The sequence below is a fragment of the uncultured Agrococcus sp. genome (assembly GCF_945915485.1).
Taxonomy (GTDB): Bacteria; Actinomycetota; Actinomycetes; order Actinomycetales; family Microbacteriaceae; genus Agrococcus.
The window spans coordinates 41,451-62,582 of the sequence record NZ_CAMEFJ010000008.1; the positions used below are offsets into that span (position 1 = coordinate 41,451).

The window sequence follows — 21,132 nt, forward strand, 5'->3', positions numbered from 1 at the left end:
GCGGTATCTGACATGAGCACGGTCATCACCGGTATCGGCGAACTCACGACGAACGACGACGAGCTCGGCAGGCTGCACAACGCAGCGGTCGTGATCGACGAGGGCCGCGTCGCCTGGGTGGGCGCGGCATCCGAGGCTCCGGATGCGGATGAGCGCGTCGACGCAGAAGGGCGTGCGGTGCTGCCGGGCTGGGTCGACAGCCACACGCACATGGTCTTCGCCGGCGATCGCACTGAGGAGTTCGAAGCGCGTATGGCGGGCGAGGCATACGCTGCCGGCGGTATCAACGTCACCGTCGAGGCGACGCGTGCCGCGAGCGATGAGGAGCTTCTGGCCAACCTTGACCGGCTCGCGGCTGAAGCACTGCGCGGCGGCACCACTGCATTTGAGACGAAGACCGGCTACGGTCTGACCGTTGATGACGAAGTGCGCTCGGCGCGAGTTGCTCGCTCGCGGGCGGAGGCGGTGACCTTTCTCGGAGCGCATCTCGTGCCCGCGGGAGCGGATGCGAACGAGTATCTCGCACTCGCTACGGGTCCGATGCTGGATGCTGTCGCGCCGCTCGTCGACGCCGTCGACGTCTTCTGCGAACACGGCGCCTTCGATGAGGAGCAGAGCCGCGCTGTTCTGCGCGCCGGGCAGTCGAAGGGACTGGGTCTACGGGTGCACGGCAATCAGCTGGGGCCCGGGCCGGGTGCGCGTCTCGCTGTCGAGCACGGTGCGCTGAGCGTCGATCACGTGGCCTTCCTCGACGCTGCCGAGATCGGGATGCTCGCCGATTCGTGGTCGGGTGGCGCTCGCGGCACGGTCGCGACGGTGCTGCCCGCGTGCGATCTTTCGACGCGGATGCCCTTGGCGCCCGCTCGCGACCTCGTGGACGCGGGGGCGGTCGTGGCGATCGCGTCGAACGCGAACCCGGGCACGTCGTATACGACGTCGATGGCGTTCTGCGTCGCGACGGCGGTGCTGCAGATGCGGCTGACGATCGAGGAGGCCGTGCGAGCGGCGACGCTCGGCGGGGCTATCGCGCTCGGCCGCCCGGACCTCGGGCGCGTATCCGTCGGCGCCCGTGCAGACCTGCAGCTACTCGATGCGCCGTCGGTCACACATCTGGCCTATCGTCCGGGAGTTCCGCTGACGAGCGCCGTGTGGCAGCGCGGTGAACGCGTGGTGTGAGGCTCGAAGGTATCCACGAATTCGTTTCTGGCCCCACCGCGGAGCGCAGCTTCGGCTGGATGGGCGCCGTGAACGAAGGGAGCGGCTACGATGACTGTCATGACCACGCAGGCACCGAGCTTTCTGCCGCACGGACGGGAGTTCACGCGTGCGGACGTTGCCGACCTCCCTGCCGCACCGTTTCCCGTGACCTTCACGCCGGCATCCCTCATCGACTGATGTCCGATCTGGCGTTGGAGGAGTCACCCGGTGACGATGAGCTGCTCGACGCCCTCGAGTCGATCAGTGACGAGTCTCGACCCAGAGGACGCCGGCCGTTCTGGCTGCTCGGGCTTATTGTCGTGATGTCGCTGATCGTCGCGGCGTACGTGCCGGTCTTCTGGGGTACGTTTATGGGTTCTCCACTGGCTCAGACCGACTTTTGGCAGGCGATCGTGACGCTTGTCGTACTGCTGACCGCGCTGTAGCGGCACCGCCGGAACATCCCTGCGGCAAGGGGGGCCGCACTGAGCGCCTGCTGTTTTCGCTTCGTGCAGGCATTCGGCTGCCACCCGAATCGAAGTTCGTGTCACGTGGCAGGGTCGTTACAGGGCGCCCAGTCGGCTCCACCACTGGATGCAGAAGCCCGAGTCGCCCGATCCGCGAACGCGGAGGCGGTCGATGCCCCAGCCTTCGTAGCTGCTCGTCCACATGCCCGTGCCGGGGTCGACCCTGTTGGTGCGCGCAGTCCATTGTAGCGAGCGAATCCCGACTCGGCCCCGACCGGGTCGCCGGCTCCGCTACCCTCGCCTACTCCCCGAACACCTTGCCGGGGTTCATGATGCCCGCCGGGTCGAAGGCGGCCTTGATGCGGCGCTGCAACTCGTATTGCGCATCCCCGAGTTCGTCGCGCAACCAGCGGCTCTTCAGCGTGCCGACGCCGTGCTCGCCCGTGAGTGTACCGCCGAGGTCGATCGCCTTCGTGAAGATCTCGTCGGCGGCCCGCCAGACGGCTTCCGTCGGTTCAGCCTCGTCGAAGACGAAAGCGGGATGCAGGTTGCCGTCGCCCGCGTGCGCCACGGTCGACACCGTCACCCCGTATCGCTGGCCGACGTCGTTGCAGAACGCGAACATCTCGGCCATGCGCGAGCGGGGCACCGCGACGTCCTCGACCAGTACATTGCCGGCGGCTTCCATCGCCGGCATCATCTGTCGCCGAGCTTCCGCGAGGTGCGCTGACCGTTCGAGATCGTTCGTGAGCTCGACCTTGGCGCCGAACCGTTCGAGGACCTCGGCGGCCGCCTTCGCCGTCTGTTCGCCGTCATTGTCATCGGTCTGCAGCAACACGAATGCGCCCTGCAGTGTCGTGCGAGTATACGAAGCGAGCAACTGAATCCCGACGGATCCGATGAGTTCCATAACCGCCGGTCGGATGCGTGCGGCGGTCACAGCAGCGCACGCTTCCGCGGCAGCCTGCTCATCCGGGAACTCCGCCCCGATCGTCCAGAGTTCGCCTGGCACGAGCGGCCGCAGTTTCAGCGTTGCGCCGACGACCACGCCCAGTGTCCCCTCCGAACCGATCATGAGTGCAGCGAGATCGTAGCCCGTGACGCCCTTGACGGTGCGGTGCCCGAGGTGCAGCAGTTCTCCGTTCGGCAGTACGACATCGAGCCCGAGCACCGCCTCTCGCGTGACGCCGTACTTCGCGCACAGTAGGCCGCCGGCGTTCGTCGCAATATTGCCGCCCACGGTCGAGATCGCGCGGCTGGCGGGGTCTGGGGCCCACCAGAACCCGTGCGGCTCGAGTTGCTCGTTGAGGGTAGCGTTCAAGATGCCCGGTTCCACTACTGCGAGTTGGTCAGCGGCGTTCACTTCTAGCATGCGGTTCATGCGCAGCAGCGAGAGGCTGATGCTGTTGCTTCCCGCGATGGCGGCGCCGGCAAGCCCCGTTCCTGCTCCTCGCGGGACCACAGGGATGCCGTGAGCGTGTGCGACGCGCATGACGTGCTGCACGTCCTCGACCGACTGCGCGTGAACAACTGCGATGGGCATGCCGTCCGCGATTTTGCCCGACCGGTCTGCCCTCGCAGCACTCAGCTCGGCACTGTCGTTCGAGAGCGCTCCTTCGCTGAGCCCTTCGGCGAGTGCTTCAAGCACGGCCTCCGTCATCGTGCTGGGCGGTGCGGTTTCGGTCATCCGTCGATCTCCTTCGATAGGCACTCCTGCCATTGTGCCGCAGGCTGCGAGGCGTGCCGAAATGCTGGAATGTGCTGGGGATCTGGAAATCCGTCAGCACTTCGGTCACGATCGTCGATTCTCCAGCATTTCGGGCGAGCCCGCTCACGGTGTTCGTTCGGCAGCTGCTGCGAACGCCGGCAGTGTGCGTTGCTCGAAGTGCGTAGTCAGCACGATTGACGAGGATGTTCGCACAGGAGTGGGATGCTCGCTGATGCGGTCGAGGACGCGCTGGAGGTCCGCGTTCGAGGTCGCGACAACGCGGCAGAGGATGTCGAAATCGCCCGACACCGTGTGAACTTCGGTTACTTCGGGGATGGCCGCGAGGAAGTCGCCGAGCTGCGTATGACCGGCGCGCTGCTCTACCCTCACCGAGACGAAGGCCGAAACCGGGTAGCCGAACTCCGCGGTGTTCAACCGTGGCGCGAAGGACGCTATCGCGCCTCCCGCGACGAGCTTGTCGAGCCTCGACTGGACGGTCGCTCGAGCGAGTCCGAGCCGACGGCTCGCTTCGAGCACGCCTATCCGTGGTTCATCGCTGAACAGCTGAACGATGCTGGCGTCGATGCTGTCGATGCGCATCCCGTGTCTCCTCACGTTCTGATGTTGCGAAAACGCAAGCGTCGGTGGTGGACGAGTCGCGCCGTACGACCCGTGCACAGCTAACGCTCGAAGATACTGCTGCAATCGGGCGCGCACGCGCCGATTCGATCTTCTCTGTCTTCAATCATGATGACTTCAGGTTATCAATATGACTAGCAATCGCGGGAGATCTGTAGACAAGTTGCACAAACTGTATGCCATATTCATCGCAGCTTGTGTCCGACGAGTGGCGACCGTACCGTGGACGAGTTACCAATGCAGTGAGGAGCCCTTTCGTGACCGTCCCACCGATTGCGTCGCCGGCGCCGGAGCACCTCTGGCCGCCGCAGATCCCGATCGAAACGCCTGCCGACACTCTGAGAGCGCTCGCCCGGCACATGCTCGTCTCGCGCACCCTCGATGTCGAGGCCGTCCGCTGGCAGCGACAGGGCATCCTGCCGGCGTTCCCGCCCGCGTTCGGTCAGGAGGCCGCGCAGGTCGGGAGTGCGTTCGCGCTCGACAAGACGCGTGACATGGCGTTCATCACCTACCGCGACCACGGCGTCATCGCGGCGCTCGAGAGTGACCTCACCGACTACATGGGCAGCCATCTCGCGCTCTGGAACGGCGGATTCGCCGACCCCAACGAAGCGCGGCACACACCGCTGCAGGCCGTTGTCGGTTCCACGGGCATTCAGGCGATGGGATGGGCGTACGCGCAGAAGCTCGAGGGCTCGGGCGGCGCGGCACTCGCGTACTTCGGTGACGGCGCATCCAGCCAGGGTGACGTGCACGAGGCGTTCAACTTCGCATCCGTGATGGAGGCGCCGGTCGTGTTCTTCGTGCAGAACAATCAGTGGTCGCTGTCGACTCCGCTGCACCTGCAGGTCGCGGGAGGCAGCATCGCCGACCGCGCCGCAGGCTATGCGATGCCGTCGATCAAGATCGATGGCGATGATGTCGCAGAAGTGTTCGAGGCGACGCGGGTCGCACTCGACTATGCGCGCGAGCACGGCCCCGTCGTGATCGAGGCCTTCACCTATCGCCGCGGACCGCACGCGACGAGCGACGACCCGAGCCGATATCGCACGCTCGAAGAGGAGCGGATGCTCGGCCCCGACCCGGTCGATCGAGTCAAGGATGCGATCGCCGACGACTCGTGGTGGCAGCGGGCTACGGCAGACGCCGAGGAGGCGGTCGCGGCAGTGCGCGAGGGCATGACCAGGCCGCGATATGTGCACGGCGATGAGATGTTCGACTTCGTCTTCCAGGAGAAGACACCGCAGATCGCTGCGCAACAGCAGCAGTGGCGAGAGGAGACCGACCGTGACTGAGACGCTGGTACCGCAGGGCGCAGTGCCGACCGCGCAGAGCCTCTCGACGCAGCAGGCGCTGAATCGTGCGATGCGCGACATCCTCGCATCAGACCCGAAATCGCTCGTCTTCGGCGAAGACGTCGGCAAACTCGGCGGCGTCTTCCGCGTCACCGACGGGCTGCAGGCCGAGTTCGGCGCGGAGCGCGTCATCGACACTCCGCTTGCCGAGTCGGGCATCCTGGGCATGGCGGCAGGGCTCGCCATGGCGGGTTATCGGCCAATCCCCGAGGTGCAGTTCGACGGGTTCGCGTATCCCGCGATGAACCAGCTCATCAGCCAGATCGCCCGCACGAACTATCGCACTCGCGGCACGATGCCGATGCAGATGGTGCTGCGCATCCCGAGCTACGGCGGCATCCGCGCTCCCGAGCTGCACGGCGAATCGATCGAGTCGACGCTTGCGCACGTTCCCGGGCTGAAGGTCGTTTCGCCCTCGAACCCCCACCAGGCGTATCACCTGCTCCGCAAGGCGCACGAGATGCCCGACCCGGTCATGTTCATGGAGCCGAAGTCGCGCTACTGGAACCGCGGCGATGTCGACTTCGACAACCCCGGTGATCTCGCAGGATCGCTCGTGGCGCACGAAGGCGAAGACCTCACGATCATCACCTGGGGCGCAATGGTCGCCAAGGCTGTCGAAGTCGCCGAGCTTGCAGCGGAAGACGAGGTATCGATCGAGGTGATCGACGCGCGCTGGCTCAAGCCGCTCGACGAGGAAGGTCTCGTCGCCTCGGTCGCGAAGACCGGTCGGGCCGTGGTCGTGCACGAGGCACCGCGCACCGCCGGCCTGGGCGCCGAGATCGGGCAGCTGCTGACCGAGCGCCTCTGGGGCCGGATGCAGGCCCCTGTCGAGCGGGTCACGGGTTACGATGTACCCACGCCCGCAGGAGATCTCGAAGACGAATACATCCCCGGCATCGACCGCATCCTGTTCGGTGTGCAACGCAGTTTGGAGTACTAATGGCTGAGCGTTCTTTTCCGCTTCCCGATCTCGGTGAGGGGCTCATCGACGCGACGATTCTCGAGTGGCTCGTGGAGCCCGGTCAGTGGGTCGAGCGCAACACCCCGATCGTCGAGGTCGAAACCACGAAGTCTGCGATCGAGCTGCCGAGCCCGATCGCAGGCACCGTGAAAACGCTGCACGGCGAAGACGGCGACACCGTCAACGTCGGCGACCCGTTGATCACATTCGAAGTGTCGGATGACGAAGCCGGCATCGTCGGCACCGTGCCGCAGGAGCAGAAGAAAGAACGACGGGTACGCCTGTCGAAGAAGAACTGATGCGGCACGTCGCAAGCGCAGACGGCACGGAGATCGCCGTCCACGAACTCGGCGACGCATCCGGCCCCGCAGTGCTGCTCCTGCACGGTTTCGCCTCGAGCACGCAGCGCAACTGGGTCGATGCAGGCTGGGACCGCGCGTTGACCGAGGCCGGATTCCGCGGCATCGGCATGGATCTCCGCGGTCACGGCGAAAGCGTCAAGCCCACGGGCGAGGACGCCTACGACGTCGCCCGGTTCTTCGAAGACGTGGACGCGGTGATTCGGTCGCTCGACTCGGAACCGGATGCTCTGCTCGGCTGCCTCGGTTACTCGATGGGCTCTCGCCTCGCCTACCGGTACGCGGGCGCGCATCCCGAAGTGTTCTCCTCCCTCGTGCTTGGGGGACTACCCGCTTCGGACCCGTTCGAAGGCATCGACCGGGATATGGCGGTGGAGGCCCTAGCCGGTCGTCTGGAAGCCACCGGGCCCACGGCATTCGTCGTGCAATTGGCGACGATCTTCCCCGAGGCGAACCCGCAGGTGCTGCTCGACGTTGTTTTCGGAGTCTCCCGTGCGCCCTTCAGACCGGCCGAGGATCCCCCCGCTGTGCCGATGCTGCTGATGAGCGGCGACAAGGACGACCGCGCTGACGACACGGAGTCGATCGTGTCGATGGCGCCGGATGCGCGGTTCGCGCCGATCCCGGGCCGCAATCACCTCAATGCGATCACGAGCCGCACATTCAAGGGCGGCGCGTTCGACTTCTTTAGCGCGCACCTGCGATAGACGCTGAAAGGTGCGCTGCAGCGCGCCTCGAAGTGGATATTCCATCCGGCCCCTCGCTCTGCTGCATTTTTCAGCGCTCATCACGGGATCATGAGACGCTGGAAGTGCCGACAACATGAGGGACACCGATGAAGCTGAAACTCGACCTGCACGACATCTACAACAGGGGCACCGACATCGACCGTGCACTGAACGACATTATGGATGAGGCGGAACACAAACGCGTGAAGACGGTCGAGATCATTCCGGGTAAGGGGAGTGGTCAGCTCAAAAAACGTGTCTTGCGATTCCTTGACCGCAAGGACATCAAAGCGCGGTACCACCGCGTCGAAAAGGACAGCAAGAACTTCGGGCGCCTCTTCGTGTACTTCAAGCACTGACGACCCTCGCTCGTTCAACGCGGGCAGCGGCGTCTTTGCCATCACGCCACTGCTTTTCGCCCCCACTGCTGGTTATCCCTCGCCCGCGCGAGCTTTCCTGCCAACTTCTCGGTCGCTGGGCGGCGACACGCCGTGAGGAGGCGCTCTCGTCGCCAGGCGACCGAGAAGTTGACGCGCGGACGTTTGCCCAAGGTGCTGCGGGACGCGAAAAACCCCCGGCAGATAGCCGGGGGTTTTCTCCTCGGTACCGCTTCGCGGTGCCTCGGCGCACTCGACGCAATCGCAGTGCGATTGCTTAGGAGCTGAGCGCGCTATCCATACGTTTTGTCCTATAAGCCCGCGCTTGCCCCAAGGTGCTGCGGGACGCGAAAAGGCCCCGGTAGAACACCGGGGCCTTTTCTGTCCCTTGCACCAAGCTGATTCACAGAAGTCAGCTTTCCGTTGAGAGTCACAGCAAAACTTTCAACGTGTGACTCACAATACGGACGCCCCCTATGGAATGACCCTTGTACTTTCTATGCGTCGACTATTAGGGTCTGAGCTGGCTACAGGTAATCACGATGTCAATGGATTCCTCACTGCGGGAGACGGGAGACTCCGTATAAAAGCAATCTCGATCAGCCACCATCTCGATGCCGCCAACGGAGATCTCGATGTCGATGCAGACGTCGTGATCCGGAATATTGACCACGTAGCAGCCGGTCATCGAACTGGTTTCGCCGGGCGCAGGGCGCGTCAGCGACATCTCAAGAGTCAGCTCACCCGCCTGCCACAAATCACGGCCTTCTTCGTGCAGTAGGGGAGTGAACCGGTAATCCGTAGCAGCCAGGCCCAATGAGTCGTCAGGAAGAGTCGAGGGCCGATCGTCGGCTAATGTCCCACTCCCGGAAAAACCGGCAGTCAGAACCGCAAGCGTGAGAGCGGCAGCCGCCAACACGCGAAGCACCCTCATAAGTGCCAGCCTACGAAAGCAACGGGCAAGAAGAAAGGTGTCGTCGCGCTTGCCCCAAGGTGCTGCGGGACGCGAAGTACCCCCGGCAGATTGCCGGGCATTTTCTCCTCGGTACCGCTTCGGGGTGCCTCGGCGCCCGCGCGGTGATCGCATGCGATCACCTTGGACGCGCGGACGCTTGCCCAAGGTGCTGCGGGACGCGAAAAACCCCCGGCAGATTGCCGGGGGTTTTCTCCTCGGTGCCTTTCGGCCCCTCGGCGCGTTTGCGGCGACCGCGATGCGGCCGCTTGGGACGCAAACGCGCTTGCCCAAGGTGCAAGGGACGCGAAAATGCCCCCGGAGAGCCCGGGGGCATTTTCTGTCCCTTGCACCAAGCTGATTCTCAGAAGTCAGCTTTCGTTGAAAGCCACAGCACAACTTTCAACGTGGTTAAAGATTAGGAACTCAAGCCTGGAATCAGCCTGACGAACGCTATGAGCCAGCTATTAGACGTTCGGAGCGCTGCTAGACGATGTCTGGGCTGCGAGTGAGGCTCGAGACGATCCGCACATCCGAGCGGCCGTCGTATCGGTAGCCAGACCCGCGGACCGTGCGGATGATGTCTGCATAATCGCCGAGCTTCGCACGCAGACGACGGATGTGGACGTCGACGGTCCGCGCGTTGGGGCGCTCGGCGTCATCCCCGTCCTTCCAAACGATGTCGATCAGCTCCTGCCGCTCGACCGCGCGTCCCGTGCGCAGCACGATGGACTGCAGCAGCTCGAACTCCTTGTAGGTGAGTGTTGTCTGCTCGCCATCGATCGCGACGCGATTGCGCCCGAAGTCGATCGTGACCCCGAGATCGGCCTCGGGCTCGTCTTCCGGTTCTGGCGTGCGCAGGGAAGGGTCCTGCAGTGCACGTCGAACCACGTCGATGTCCCGCCCGCCGGCTTCGGCAGGCGCGAGCGCAACTGCGGCGTGCGTCTGCGCCGATGGTGAAAGTCGGTCGGTGAGTTCACGCAGCTCGCGCACCAGGGTGGCGAGGTCGATGCCGTCCTGCTCCTGGCTGTCTTCTCCGAGGCCAACGTAGAGCACGAACCCGCGTGCTTCGGGCTGCGCGGGGACAGCGCGGATGTGCGAACGAGTCGGAGCCGTCGGCTGCGGTGCCGCGGGGGCGTCGGTGATGTGCGGTCGAATGTCGGTAAGGGCGATAGCCATGGGTTTGCCTTCCAGAGTGTGCCGGAGCTGCGCTCAACGGCAACTGCCAAATGAGTCTTCTTGAGAAATAGAAAACCGGCGGAGATCCGCCGGTTGCATGTAGTGGTCGATGGGGATGACTACATGCACATTCGGCACATGGCGAACATCGGCATCATCATGCCGGTAAGTCCCTTGGCGACGGAAGCGGTCGCGGGCTGCTTGATGTTCGTCATGTCGAACAAGATATGGCAGCTCTCACAGCCGAGTCAAGTTCTTGAGCGGAAGAGCGTGTCGGGCATTCGCCGCCATGCTGGGCATACCCCGGTCAGGCGGCGTCAGCTCGTGGCGAGCCGGAGCCGGGTGCAGCGTCCACGCATCCCGCCCGGCGTGGACATTGAGATGCGGCGTTGTGCTGGAGAAGCGGCAAATATCGCCGCGTTTCGGTGCGTTTTGCGAATAGCGCCGCTTCTCGGTGTCTCAGACGGGCCTGCTGTGCCGTGCCAGGATGCCGGGGTGGTCGGCCGTGCCCGAGGGGTTGCGTCTGTTCGGGATGCCGCGCTCACCTCGCGACCGGCAGCCGCGGACATTGAGATGCGGCGTTGTGCTGTAAAAATGGCGAAAATTGCCGTGTTTCGATGTGTTTTGTGAGTAGCGCCTTATCTCGGTGCGGCAGCGCCACTCCTCGGCCGGGACGGCCTCGGCACTGCGATGCGAGTGGCGTCCCGAAAGGGACCCCACCATTGACGCACCGCGCTACTCTGCCGTGCCGTACAACCTGTCGCCGGCATCCCCGAGGCCGGGCACGATGAACCCGCGTTCGTCGAGTCGTTCGTCGAGTGCCCCGAGCACGATCTTGAGATTGTCGTTAGCACCGAAATCGCGATCCATGCGCTCGACGCCCTCCGGTGTTCCGAGAATGCACACCGCCGTGACATCGACTGCGCCGCGGTCGAACAGGTACTGCACAGCTGCGGCGAGCGAGCCACCGGTCGCGAGCATCGGGTCGAGCACGAAGCACTGCCGGTCGCGCAGATCATCGGGGAGGCGCTCTGCATAGGTGTACGGTTCAAGCGTCTCCTCATTGCGGGCCATGCCGAGGAACCCCACCTCTGCTGTCGGCACCAGCGCGGTCATCCCGTCGAGCATCCCGAGGCCCGCGCGCAGAATCGGCACGACGAGCGGGCGCGGCTTTGCGATCGCGACCCCTGTCGTCGCGGTGACTGGCGTGTTGATCTCTTTCGGGGCGACCCTGACCTCCCGGGTCGCTTCGTATGCCAGCAGTGTCATAAGTTCGGACACGAGAGCGCGGAAGGTCGGCGAAGGCGTTCGCTCGTCCCGTAGCACCGTGAGCTTGTGCGTAATGAGCGGATGGTCGGCTACATGGACTCGCATACGTTCAATTTACCGCGCGCGACCGGACGCGGGTCTGTCCAATGGCGGAACGTGCGAACGCGGTCCGGCTTTCGCGAGCCCGAACCGTGGAACCACGACACAGAATACGAGCTCGCATCAACCGGCGGCCGTGGCCGCTGTGTAGCCCGCGCGTTGCATTGTCGTAGGCGGATGCAGCTCCGCTGTTCCCGGAATCGAAGCCACTGACGGATTTCACGCTTCGCCGTGCCAGAAACCAGACGTCATTTCATCGCTCTGCCGGCTTAGAAGTCGCGTCAAGGGTGCTGTCTTCCTCCGTGCGGAACTCGAAGTGAGGCCGTTCACGGTAACTGCAACGAGGTCGCTCCACCCGAGAGTCTTCCGTCGAGCGTCGAAACTCATGGATCCGATCCATCGGATCGAAGCCCATCCTTCCTATCGTTGTTTCGATCGTCCGGATGGCGCCGTCGAGCGTCAACCCGTGGTGCGGAACACCTTCGTGACAACGTCCGGTCGGCTCGAGCTCTCAGTAGAGTCGAGTGCACGAGATGAACGTCCGGCCGCTACCGAGCCGAAGGAAGAAAGACCAGAGCATGCGAGTCGATCCCGCGTACGAAGCGCACATGCGCCGCGCTATGGATCTCGCGCGCCTCGCATCGGAACGCGAGCCGCAGGATGTGCCAGTGGGCGCAGTGCTGCTGGATGCTGCCGGCAAGGAAATCGCATCGGGAGCGAACGTCCGAGAACTGCACAACGACCCAGCGGGGCACGCAGAACTCGTCGCGATGAGAGGCGCGGCACGGATGCGCGAAGACTGGCATCTCGATGGCTGCACCCTGGTCGTGACGCTCGAACCCTGCCCTATGTGCGCGGGGGCGATAGCGCAGTCGCGACTGCGTCGCGTCGTGTTCGGGGCGTGGGATGACAAGGCCGGTGCTGCTGGCTCCGTTGTCGACCTGCTTCGCGATAGAAGATTGCCTCACCGGGTAGAAGTCGTGGGGGGAGTGCTCGAGCAGGAATGCGCTGAGCAATTGCGTGCGTTCTTCGCTGGACGCAGAACATAACAATTCCATAGCGAAACTTCCCGAAACCCGTAAATGCGGTGGATATCGAAACTGAGAAGTGACAGGGTGAGTGCACACAGCAGAGGTCAATGGCGACCTGCAATCGAATATTGAAGAAGGAAGACAATGGACCAGGCATTCCTGTACATCGCCCTGGGCGTGTACTTCGCGGGCATGATCTTTATCGGTTATCGCGCGTACAAGAAGACCAGCGGCCATGAAGGCTATATGATCGCCGGTCGAGGGCTACCCCCGTGGGTCGCGGCGCTGAGCGCCGGAGCATCGGATATGTCCGGTTGGCTGATCATGGGCCTCCCGGGCGCCATCTACGTCGCCGGTCTCATCGAAGGCTGGATTGCGGTCGGGCTGACGCTCGGCGCATATCTCAACTGGAAGCTCGTCGCGCCTCGTCTGCGCGCTTATACGCAGGTGTCGAAGAACTCGATCACGCTGCCCAGTTACTTCGAGAACAGGCTCCGCGACAAGTCGCGTCTCCTGCGCATCGTCTCCAGCGTGATCATCCTCGTGTTCTTCACGCTGTACGTTTCGTCGGGCATGGTGGCAGGCGGTGTCTTCTTCGAGAGCGCCTTCGACTCGACCTACATCATCGGCATGATCATCGTCACGGTCGTGACCCTCACGTACACCCTCTTCGGCGGATTCCTCGGTTCGTCGATGACCGACGTCGCGCAGGGCATCATGATGCTGATCGCATTGATCATCGTGCCCGTCGCCGCGGTTATCGCGGTCGGGGGCCCGGCAGAGGCGACCGCGCTCGTACGCCAGCTCGAACCCAGCCACTTCGATGTCTTCGGCGGAACGGGCTTGACGAGCGCCACGATCATCGGTGTGCTCTCCGGTCTCGCGTGGGGGCTCGGGTATTTCGGGCAGCCGCACATCGTCGTGCGCTTCATGGCGATGCGTTCTCCGCACGACGCCAAGGCGGCCCGTCGCATCGGCATCTCCTGGCAGATCGTTTCCCTCATCGGTGCAGTGATCGCCGGCCTTATCGGTATCGCCTACGTCTCGCAGAACAACATCGACCTCGGTGACCCGGAGACGATCGTGCTGATGATGTCGCAGGCGCTGCTGCATCCGCTGATCGCGGGCCTCGTACTCGCTGCCGTACTGGCCGCGATCATGAGCACGTTCTCGAGCCAGCTCATCGTCTGCTCGTCGGCACTGGTCGAGGATGTCTACCGGGGTTTGAAGAAGAACCCGCCGTCCGAGAAGCAGTTGGTGCTGCTGGGTCGCCTCTGTGTCCTGGGTGTCGCGCTCATCGCGGCGCTGCTGGCCATCAACCCGAACGACACGATCCTCGGGCTCGTGAGCTTCGCGTGGGCGGGCTTCGGCGCATCCTTCGGCCCGATCATCCTGCTGAGCCTCTTCTGGCGCAAGCTCACCAACTGGGGCGCACTGGCGGCGATGGTCATGGGTTCGGTGACCGTGTTCGTCTGGGATGCCCTCGCTAAGATCGAGGACGGCCCGGTCATCTTCAGCCTCTACGGACTCCTGCCCGCGTTCATCCTCGCGATGCTCACGGCCGTCGTCGTAAGCCTGGCCACCTACAAGCCGAACGGGGAGATCGAGGAAGAGTTCACTGAGACCGGCACGCTGGTCGCCGTCGGCAAGCCCGGTGACACCGGTGCTACTGACGTGAAGAGCTGACCCGCCTCGGTGCGCGGTGACGCACCGAACAGCAGCGGCCCTTGCACATCCGAGGATGGCAAGGGCCGCTTAGCGTTGTCGTCGTTTACTGCCAGAGCACCGCGATCAGCACGTTGATGGTTGCGAAGCCACCGGCCATGTGGAAGAACTTCTTGGCAGGGCGCTGGTTCTCACCGGCCGCCTTGAGCTTACGCTGCTGAAGCAGACCGATCAGTGCGCCGACGAATGCGAGCAGTGCCACCAGGCTCTTGATGCCGAGCTTCATGTGGTTGGGGTCGGCGCCCATCCCCATCAACAGGCCGTACATGCCGATGCCGGAGATGAGCTGAATTGCACCACCGATCACCATGACGGGGAAGTTCCAGTTCTCGTTACGGCGAAGATTCGCCAGGAATGTTCCGACGAGAAGAGCGAGACCGATGAAGTGGGCGACGAGCAGAATCAAGTGCAAAACATCCATATAACAAGGGTAACTGGCTCGACAAAGGTGTATTGAAGCCGGAAATGCCGGATGCTCGCCCCGGTGCCACATGCAGAGCATCGAGCGTTCCGCACTCGCCCTTTACAACCGAGCCGAAATCAGCTGACGGCGATGCCGCCGTGAAGTCGGTTAGTTACCCGACTGGATCACGACGACATCGGTTGAAAGTTCGACCCCGGGGTCGTCGATCATGATGTCGGGCTCGATGTAGATGACTCTGGCATCCGCGACGTTCCGTCGGATATGCCCTTCGAGATCGTTGATCGCGCGCGCGATGTCCTGTGTCGTGTAGGTGGGAGGGAACGCCACCTTCGCCGCGATCATGAGCTCCTCCGGCCCCAGATACAGGGTCTTCATGTGGATGAGGCCCTCGACCCGCTCGTTCTCATTGATGATGTCGCGGATCTTGATCCAGTCGTCCTCGGTCGCGCCCTCGCCGATCAGCAGCGACTTCATCTCGATCGCCAGAACGATCGCCACGACGACGAGCAGGGCCCCGATGACGAGCGTCGCGACGGCATCGAACACGGGGTTCCCGGTGAGCGCCGTCAGACCGACGCCGACAAACGCGAACACGAGACCGAGTAGCGCGGCGATGTCCTCGAGCAGGATGACCGGCAGCTCCGGCGACTTCGATTTGCGGATGAAGGAGATCCAGCCGGCACCCCCACGAACCTGGTTCGACTCCTTGATGGCGGTGCGCAGCGAGAACGACTCGGCGATGATCGCGCCGGTCAGCACCAGCATCGGAATCCACCACAGTGTCAGCTCGTGCGGGTTCTGCAGCTTGTTGACGCCCTCGTAGATCGAGAAGAGGCCACCGACCGAGAACAGCACCAGCGCGACGATGAACGCCCAGATGTAACGCTCGCGTCCGTAGCCGAAGGGATGCTCGCGATCCGCCTTCTTCTTCGCCAGGCGGCCGCCGAGCAGCAGCAAGAGCTGATTCCCGGCGTCTGCGACCGAGTGGATGGCCTCGGCAAGCATTGCTGAAGAGCCGGAGAAAGCCCACGCGATGAACTTCATCACCGCGATTGACAGGTTCGCAAAAAACGCGGCGATGACCGATTTCGTTCCGTGTGACGCGCTCACGCTTACGAGTCTACGCGGGAGGAATACGCTGGGGGTTATGAATGTCTCAGATACGCCATCTATTGCTTTCCTCGGCACGGGTTCGATGAGCGGGGCCATCCTCGCCGGTCTCGTGCAGCAGCGTGAAAAGTTCGGGTCGCTCTCGGCCACGACTCGCTCTGAGGAGTCCGCGGCGAAGATCGCGAGCGACGGCGTCGAAGCCGTTGCGCTGGCTGCTGAGCCGGACGCGAATCGACGTCTGGCCGCAGCAGCGGACGTCGTAGTACTCGGCGTGAAGCCGTACCAGATCGTTGAGCTTCTGCGTGAGATCTCCGATGCTCTGCGCTCCGGGACGATCGTTGTGTCGGTTGCGGCGGGCATCACGACGGCGGTCATGGAGGCCGAGGTCGGCGACGACATCGCCGTTGTTCGTGTCATGCCGAACACGCCGAGCCATGTCGGATTGGGCGTTGCGGGCATTGCAGCCGGCACCGGCGCGGGCGAGGGCGCAGTGGACGTCACCCGTACGATCTTCGGGGCCGTTGGTACGGCGCTGGTCATCGACGAGTCTCAGATCGACGCCCTCTCCTCGATCTCCGGGTCGGGGCCGGCGTACGTGTTCCTGTTCATCGAGCAGTGGACTCGCGTTGCTCTCGAGCTGGGCTTCGACGAGCGTCAAGCGGCAGCGATGGTGCAGGGCACTTTCCGGGGCGCGAGCGAGTTGCTTGCCGCATCCGACGTCGACCCCGCAGAGTTGCGCCGACGGGTGACGAGCCCGAAGGGCACGACAGAGCAGGCGCTCGCGGTCCTGCAGGGTGCGGGGCTGGATGCGGTGTTCCGCGAGGCTGCGGATGCCGCCATCGCGCGGGCGAAAGAGCTCGCAGCGGAGTAGTGGGGCTAGCGTCGTGGCTCGATGTACTTCTCGTACACCACCGCCCAGGCGCTGAAAGCGACTGCACCGGCGGCGAACAGGCCGACGCGCTGCATTCGGGTTCCCGGACTCCGTGTGGCGGCAACCGCGAGTCCGGCGCTCGCGATCGCGTTCATCGTCCCCCAGGCCGCGTTTGCGCCGGGGCCCGAGTCCTTGCCGGCCAAGGGCGTGAGCATCCGCCTTCCGCGGAAGGCGGTCAGGAGGTGTGGCAGGCTGTTGGCTGCGAAGACACCGCTTGCGAAAGCTGCGAAGCTGCCGGCGGTGCGTCCCATACGTAGATTCTGCCATCCGGGCTAGCCGCGTTGCGCGAACACACGGTGCGTGCGCAACCGCGAGATCGCGTCACGCATGCGGGCCCCGGAACATCTGCCTGCCCGCATTGATGACCTGCATTACCTCACCCTGGCGGAGACCCTCTGCTGCGGGTACGTAGATGAAGCGATGGTGGCGGTTCCATACCGGCCCGATTACCGGTGACAGTCGTGCGCGTAGCTCCTGCGGGAGCCGTTGGTTGACGTTCGCGAAACCCGAGGGTGAAAGCTCCATGACAGCGCGTCTGACGAAGCCGCTATCGCGTTCGGCCGGAACCATTCGGTGCCCGGCCCGCCCGAAGTCGTCCCACGGGATGGGCCCGACGCCTCGAAGCGTGAGCCCCGATTCCTGGATGATGACCGGACTCACCTCGGTCGCGCGAAAACGGCGCTGTTTGCGCAGAGCTCTCGTCAAGAGCAGCAGCGCGACGATGAGCATTCCCGCAACCGACACCATGCCCGCTAGGGCTCCGAAGGGGAGATTCGTCGGGCCGGCGATGATCATCGGTACCAGGACTACCCCCGGGATCAGTAGCGAAACGAGCACGATGAGCGCGACGAGCGCTGCGCTGAGCCCTCCCGACCAGATCGCCGGCTTACCCGCGAGCGTCACACGTCCGGTCGCGTGGAGCACCGAGAGCGCTTGCTGAACATGTACGGCCGCGCGAGCCTGATCCCCGCTGCTGAGGTTCCGTGCCATCGGTGACACGGTAGCCGTCAATGCTGGACGCCGTGCTCAGTAACCTCTCCGCCAACGTACAGCCACGCCCGATCCCGCACGAAGCGGCTGCGCTCGCGCAGTCGACCAGGGCCCTCGCTCGACCGATAGTGCGCTACGAACTCGACGACGCCATCCCGATCGAAGGGGCCGCCCGCGACCGTTTCAACGATGTCGAGTCGCAGCCAGCGGATGCCCGGCTCGATTCCGACGTTTGCCGGCCGGGAGCTCGGATGCCAACTGCTCAGCAGATACGTCTCGTCTCCGACCGCGAACGCGGTGAAACGGGAACGCATGAGCGACTCGGCCGTCGGAGCATCCCGCTCGCCGGCGTGAACCGGCCTGCAGCACTCGCCGAACGTCAGGCCCGCGCCGCACGGGCATCGCAAAGCGGCGTCCACGCTCAGCCTCCCAGCGATGCGAAGCGTTCGATATCGCGCTGGTCGCCCGAGACGATGATGAGATCGTGATTCGAAACCACGGTCTGCGGCTCCGCGTAGGTGAACTCGCCACCGGGGCTCTTCACACCGACGACCGTGAGGTTGAATTTCGACCTCACCTTCGAATCTGCCAGGCTTATGCCCCGGATGGGCTTCGGAGGATACATCTTCACGATGGCGAAGTCGCCGTCGAACTGGATGAAGTCGAGCATCCTGCCCGAGACGAGGTGGGCGACGCGTTCCCCTGCCTCCGCCTCCGGATAGATGACGTGATTCGCGCCGATGCGCGACAGGATCTTGCCGTGGGACTGGTTGAGCGCCTTCGCCCAGATCTGCGGCACTCCGAGGTCGACGAGATTCGCCGTCACGAGCACGCTCGCCTCGATGGACGAGCCGACCGCGCACACCGCGATCTGGAAATCCTTGGCGCCGATCTGCTGCAGCGCATCGATCGAACGGGCATCCGCCTGCACCGCGTGCGTTATGCGCTCGGACCACTTCTGGACGAGTTCCATGTTCGTGTCGACCGCGAGCACCTCGCGTCCGAGCCGCTGCAGCTGGCCGGCGGTGGCGGCGCCGAACCGACCGAGGCCGACGATCAGGACGGGGGCGTCGTGGGGAATCCGGTCAACCAACGAGGGGCCTTTCTGTCGGGCGGTTGAACAACCGCGGCCGTTGCCGCGAGGCAAGTGCTGCCGCGAGCGTAACACCACCTATGCGACCGACCAGCATGGTGAGCGCGAGGATGGCCTTCGCTGCGGCAGGCAGCTCGGCACTCGTGAATCCGGCGGTCAGACCGCACGTGGCGAACGCGCTGATGACGTCGAACAACACGACCGACAGCGGTTGTTCGGTCAGTTGCAGCAGCACGATCGTGACGACGGCGACGATCGTCGCGCTCCACAGCGTGACCGCGACCGAGAGGCGAAGGATGTCGGCGGGGATCGCCTTGCCGAAGACTTCCATGTGCTCTCGCCCGCGCGCCTCGGCGATCGCGGCGAGGAACAGCATCGCGAGCGTCGTGACCTTGATGCCGCCCGCGGTCGAAGCCGAGCCTCCTCCGACGAACATCAGCATGTTCGTCACGAGCATGCTCGACTGGTGCAGCTGCGACGGGTCGAACGTGGCGAACCCGCCCGAACGGGTCATCGCCGACATGAACATCGCCTGCAGCACCTGCTGCCCCGCATCCTCTCCTCCCCAGGACTGCTGGTTCCCGAACTCGAGGGCGAGATAGACGGCGCCTCCAGCGAAGAGCAGCATCGCCGAAACCGAAATCGTGAGCTTCACGTGCAGTGACCAGTAACGAGGGTTGCCGAGGTTGCGCAGCAGCACGAAGTAGACCGGGAACCCCAACGAGCCGACGAAGACACCGAGCATCAGAACGCACAGGAACCACGGATCGGTCGCGAACTCCGTCACCCCGGCGCTCGTCGGGGTGAAACCCGAATTCGTGAACGCCATGAACGACCAGTAGACCGACTCGTAGAGGGCGTCCCCGAAGGGCTTCCCGGCGAGCAGGAGGCGCGGGAGGAGCAGGAGGATGAGCGCGGCTTCGAACACCAGCACGCTGATCACGACGAGCCGCAGCAGAGCGCTCATGTCGCCGAGCCTGATCGCCTGGCTCTCCGAGACGGCACCGCGCCGCATTCTGCCGGGATTCGCCTCGCCCGCTGCCATGAGCCGCTGACGCAGCCCGAGCCGTCGCGCGACGATCATCCCGAGGAACGATGTCAGCGTCAGCACGCCGATCCCGCCGACCTGCACGCCCAACAGCGTCAGGAAGTCGCCGAACGGCGACCAGTGACCTGCCATGTCGACGACCGTGAGCCCCGTGACGCTCACGACACTGACCGCGGTGAAGAGTGCGTCGAAGAAGTTCGTCGCAGTGCCGGATGCCGACGCAACGGGTGTCATGAACAGCACGGCGAACAGCAGGTTGATCGCTGCGAAGACCACGATCGCGAAGCGGGCCGGGTAATTCTGCGCGAACCCGTCGACGCCCTGTCGCATCCGCGTGAAGACGCCGGGGCGGCGCTCGTCCGGAGTGACGCGCTTGGCCACGTGCCTACCTGCCTCCCTGATCACACAGCGTCGGGTCGATTGATCCGGCAGATAGTGATACTAGCCCCGTCACTGCGCCTACGAGAAGGGGATGCTGTCACAAATTCTCCGATCACGCGTCGTCGATTCGGCCGGTAAGGCGGCGAAGTTCAGCGGGTTCCCTGCGGCCGGGTCGTGAATGCTGCAAAGATAAGGGGTATGGGAGACATCTTCTCTGTTGTCGCAGACTCCACAAGGCGCGAGATCCTCGAGGTGCTACTCGAGCGACGGTCCAACGGCGCGGAAGCCAGCGTGAGTGAAATCGTCGACGCCCTCGGCGTGACGCAACCGACGGTGTCCAAGCACCTCAAGGTGTTGCGCGAAGCCGGTCTCGCGACCGTGCGAGACGAGGGCCAGCATCGCTACTACTCGATCGACGTCCAGCCCCTCGATGAACTCGACGACTGGTTGATGCCCTTCATCTTCGCCGAGCACTCCGACGACCAGCACGATGGCTTGGGTGCCGCGGCATTCGCCGCGTGGGCCGACGTGACGGGGTCGTTGCGCAGCGCCGCCGAGCAGGCGCGCAACCGTACCGCGCAGGCCAAGGATGCCGTCGAACGTGTCGCGCACGACCCCAAGCCCTTCGGTGAGTCGGTCGGTCGTCGTGCGGCCGAGGTCGTGCACGAGGCACGGAGCCGCGCGGAAGACGCGATAGAGCAGACACGGGATCGCCTGGGTCGCTGACGGCTGGCGCATGCCGGTATCTGCGCCCTTCGGTTCAGTGCGCAGTTCAGGTCGGTATTCCCACTAGATAGCGGCTCGAGTCGCGCGCTGAAGCGCGAGGCGGGCGGGTCTCGGAGCAGTAGTCGGCATCCGCCTCGTGCCTGCTCGTAACGTGGTGCGACTGGCCCGCGCTCCTGTTGGATGTGCGCTCGAGCGCTACAGCCTGTAACATTGCGAGAGTGACTTTTTTGCGGCGGACTGGCCGCAGCCGTCCACGCAAGTATTAAGAAGGTGAGGAACCTATGGGTTCTGTTGTAAAGAAGCGCCGCAAGCGCATGTCGAAGAAGAAGCACCGCAAGCGTCTTCGTAAGACACGCCACCAGCGTCGTAACAAGAAGTAG

Annotated in this window: 24 protein-coding genes; 12 read left to right on the forward strand and 12 right to left on the reverse strand. The window is 64.2% G+C overall.

Annotated features, from left to right (window positions below):
* Window positions 1–12 precede the first annotated feature (12 nt).
* The gene (hutI, locus tag Q0O95_RS02910) at window positions 13–1,176 is read left to right on the forward strand and encodes an imidazolonepropionase (RefSeq protein ID WP_293695109.1); all 1,164 of its coding nucleotides are present in this window, start codon (window positions 13–15) and stop codon (window positions 1,174–1,176) included.
* A gap of 218 nt (window positions 1,177–1,394) precedes the next feature.
* Window positions 1,395–1,643 (forward strand): hypothetical protein, encoded by a 249-nt coding sequence (locus tag Q0O95_RS02915; protein ID WP_293695111.1) that lies wholly within the window; start codon window positions 1,395–1,397, stop codon window positions 1,641–1,643.
* A gap of 322 nt (window positions 1,644–1,965) precedes the next feature.
* Here the strand turns inward: Q0O95_RS02915 and Q0O95_RS02920 are convergent, their stop codons facing one another.
* Both Q0O95_RS02920 and Q0O95_RS02925 read right to left on the reverse strand, forming a co-directional pair.
* A complete protein-coding gene (locus Q0O95_RS02920; protein WP_293695148.1) occupies window positions 1,966–3,324 on the reverse strand; it encodes an FAD-linked oxidase C-terminal domain-containing protein in 1,359 nt (452 codons plus the stop codon).
* Window positions 3,325–3,495: 171 nt separating this feature from the next.
* Window positions 3,496–3,972, reverse strand: a complete 477-nt coding sequence (locus Q0O95_RS02925; RefSeq protein WP_293695113.1) for an Lrp/AsnC family transcriptional regulator — start codon at window positions 3,970–3,972, stop codon at window positions 3,496–3,498.
* Between the two features lie 296 nt (window positions 3,973–4,268).
* On the opposite strand from Q0O95_RS02925, the gene Q0O95_RS02930 reads away from it, so the two are divergent.
* The 5 genes from Q0O95_RS02930 to Q0O95_RS02950 all read left to right on the forward strand — a co-directional run bounded on the left by Q0O95_RS02930 (window position 4,269) and on the right by Q0O95_RS02950 (window position 7,776).
* On the forward strand, window positions 4,269–5,306 hold the full coding sequence (locus Q0O95_RS02930) for a thiamine pyrophosphate-dependent enzyme (RefSeq protein ID WP_293695114.1): 1,038 nt from the start codon (window positions 4,269–4,271) through the stop codon (window positions 5,304–5,306).
* Window positions 5,299–6,309, forward strand: coding sequence for a transketolase C-terminal domain-containing protein (locus tag Q0O95_RS02935; RefSeq protein WP_293695116.1), 1,011 nt, complete (start codon window positions 5,299–5,301; stop codon window positions 6,307–6,309). The genes Q0O95_RS02930 and Q0O95_RS02935 overlap by 8 nt, the downstream gene beginning before the upstream one ends.
* Window positions 6,309–6,629: a biotin/lipoyl-containing protein gene (locus Q0O95_RS02940; protein ID WP_293695117.1), complete on the forward strand. Its 321-nt coding sequence runs from the start codon at window positions 6,309–6,311 to the stop codon at window positions 6,627–6,629. Before Q0O95_RS02935 ends, Q0O95_RS02940 begins: the two co-directional genes overlap by 1 nt.
* Window positions 6,629–7,396, forward strand: coding sequence for an alpha/beta fold hydrolase (locus tag Q0O95_RS02945; RefSeq protein ID WP_293695118.1), 768 nt, complete (start codon window positions 6,629–6,631; stop codon window positions 7,394–7,396). The genes Q0O95_RS02940 and Q0O95_RS02945 overlap by 1 nt, the downstream gene beginning before the upstream one ends.
* A 128-nt stretch (window positions 7,397–7,524) precedes the next feature.
* Window positions 7,525–7,776, forward strand: a complete 252-nt coding sequence (locus tag Q0O95_RS02950; protein WP_293695119.1) for a Smr/MutS family protein — start codon at window positions 7,525–7,527, stop codon at window positions 7,774–7,776.
* Window positions 7,777–8,305: 529 nt separating this feature from the next.
* Here Q0O95_RS02950 and Q0O95_RS02955 read toward each other — a convergent pair.
* The 3 genes from Q0O95_RS02955 to upp form a co-directional block, all read right to left on the reverse strand.
* Window positions 8,306–8,728, reverse strand: coding sequence for a hypothetical protein (locus Q0O95_RS02955; RefSeq protein ID WP_293695120.1), 423 nt, complete (start codon window positions 8,726–8,728; stop codon window positions 8,306–8,308).
* A 504-nt stretch (window positions 8,729–9,232) separates the two neighbouring features.
* On the reverse strand, window positions 9,233–9,925 hold the full coding sequence (locus tag Q0O95_RS02960) for a winged helix-turn-helix domain-containing protein (protein ID WP_293695122.1): 693 nt from the start codon (window positions 9,923–9,925) through the stop codon (window positions 9,233–9,235).
* Window positions 9,926–10,660: 735 nt separating this feature from the next.
* Complete coding sequence (gene upp, locus Q0O95_RS02965) at window positions 10,661–11,299, reverse strand: uracil phosphoribosyltransferase (RefSeq protein WP_293695124.1); 639 nt, start codon at window positions 11,297–11,299, stop codon at window positions 10,661–10,663.
* 572 nt (window positions 11,300–11,871) lie between these two features.
* Here upp and Q0O95_RS02970 point away from each other — a divergent pair.
* Together Q0O95_RS02970 and putP are read left to right on the forward strand one after the other, a co-directional pair.
* Window positions 11,872–12,342, forward strand: coding sequence for a nucleoside deaminase (locus tag Q0O95_RS02970; RefSeq protein ID WP_293695126.1), 471 nt, complete (start codon window positions 11,872–11,874; stop codon window positions 12,340–12,342).
* Window positions 12,343–12,468: 126 nt separating this feature from the next.
* The gene (putP, locus tag Q0O95_RS02975) at window positions 12,469–14,010 is read left to right on the forward strand and encodes a sodium/proline symporter PutP (RefSeq protein ID WP_293695127.1); all 1,542 of its coding nucleotides are present in this window, start codon (window positions 12,469–12,471) and stop codon (window positions 14,008–14,010) included.
* Window positions 14,011–14,095: 85 nt separating this feature from the next.
* Here putP and Q0O95_RS02980 read toward each other — a convergent pair whose 3' ends face one another.
* Window positions 14,096–14,470, reverse strand: a complete 375-nt coding sequence (locus Q0O95_RS02980) for a hypothetical protein (RefSeq protein WP_293695129.1) — start codon at window positions 14,468–14,470, stop codon at window positions 14,096–14,098.
* 150 nt (window positions 14,471–14,620) lie between these two features.
* Complete coding sequence (locus Q0O95_RS02985; protein WP_293695131.1) at window positions 14,621–15,583, reverse strand: cation diffusion facilitator family transporter; 963 nt, start codon at window positions 15,581–15,583, stop codon at window positions 14,621–14,623.
* A gap of 37 nt (window positions 15,584–15,620) precedes the next feature.
* Here Q0O95_RS02985 and proC point away from each other — a divergent pair, with 37 nt between their 5' ends.
* The gene (proC, locus tag Q0O95_RS02990) at window positions 15,621–16,454 is read left to right on the forward strand and encodes a pyrroline-5-carboxylate reductase (RefSeq protein WP_293695132.1); all 834 of its coding nucleotides are present in this window, start codon (window positions 15,621–15,623) and stop codon (window positions 16,452–16,454) included.
* 5 nt (window positions 16,455–16,459) lie between these two features.
* On the opposite strand, the gene Q0O95_RS02995 is transcribed toward proC, so the two are convergent.
* The 5 genes from Q0O95_RS02995 to Q0O95_RS03015 all read right to left on the reverse strand — a co-directional run bounded on the left by Q0O95_RS02995 (window position 16,460) and on the right by Q0O95_RS03015 (window position 20,026).
* Complete coding sequence (locus tag Q0O95_RS02995; protein WP_293695134.1) at window positions 16,460–16,765, reverse strand: hypothetical protein; 306 nt, start codon at window positions 16,763–16,765, stop codon at window positions 16,460–16,462.
* Window positions 16,766–16,835: 70 nt separating this feature from the next.
* A complete protein-coding gene (locus Q0O95_RS03000) occupies window positions 16,836–17,504 on the reverse strand; it encodes a hypothetical protein (protein ID WP_293695136.1) in 669 nt (222 codons plus the stop codon).
* Window positions 17,505–17,521: 17 nt separating this feature from the next.
* Window positions 17,522–17,923, reverse strand: coding sequence for a YchJ family metal-binding protein (locus Q0O95_RS03005; RefSeq protein ID WP_293695138.1), 402 nt, complete (start codon window positions 17,921–17,923; stop codon window positions 17,522–17,524).
* Between the two features lie 2 nt (window positions 17,924–17,925).
* The gene (locus Q0O95_RS03010) at window positions 17,926–18,597 is read right to left on the reverse strand and encodes a TrkA family potassium uptake protein (protein WP_293695140.1); all 672 of its coding nucleotides are present in this window, start codon (window positions 18,595–18,597) and stop codon (window positions 17,926–17,928) included.
* On the reverse strand, window positions 18,590–20,026 hold the full coding sequence (locus Q0O95_RS03015; RefSeq protein ID WP_293695142.1) for a potassium transporter TrkG: 1,437 nt from the start codon (window positions 20,024–20,026) through the stop codon (window positions 18,590–18,592). The genes Q0O95_RS03010 and Q0O95_RS03015 overlap by 8 nt, the downstream gene beginning before the upstream one ends.
* Window positions 20,027–20,224: 198 nt before the next feature.
* Here Q0O95_RS03015 and Q0O95_RS03020 point away from each other — a divergent pair, with 198 nt between their 5' ends.
* Entirely contained in the window at window positions 20,225–20,752 is a 528-nt protein-coding gene (locus tag Q0O95_RS03020) for a metalloregulator ArsR/SmtB family transcription factor (RefSeq protein ID WP_293695144.1), read from the forward strand.
* Window positions 20,753–21,033: 281 nt separating this feature from the next.
* Complete coding sequence (locus Q0O95_RS03025) at window positions 21,034–21,132, forward strand: AURKAIP1/COX24 domain-containing protein (protein ID WP_293695146.1); 99 nt, start codon at window positions 21,034–21,036, stop codon at window positions 21,130–21,132.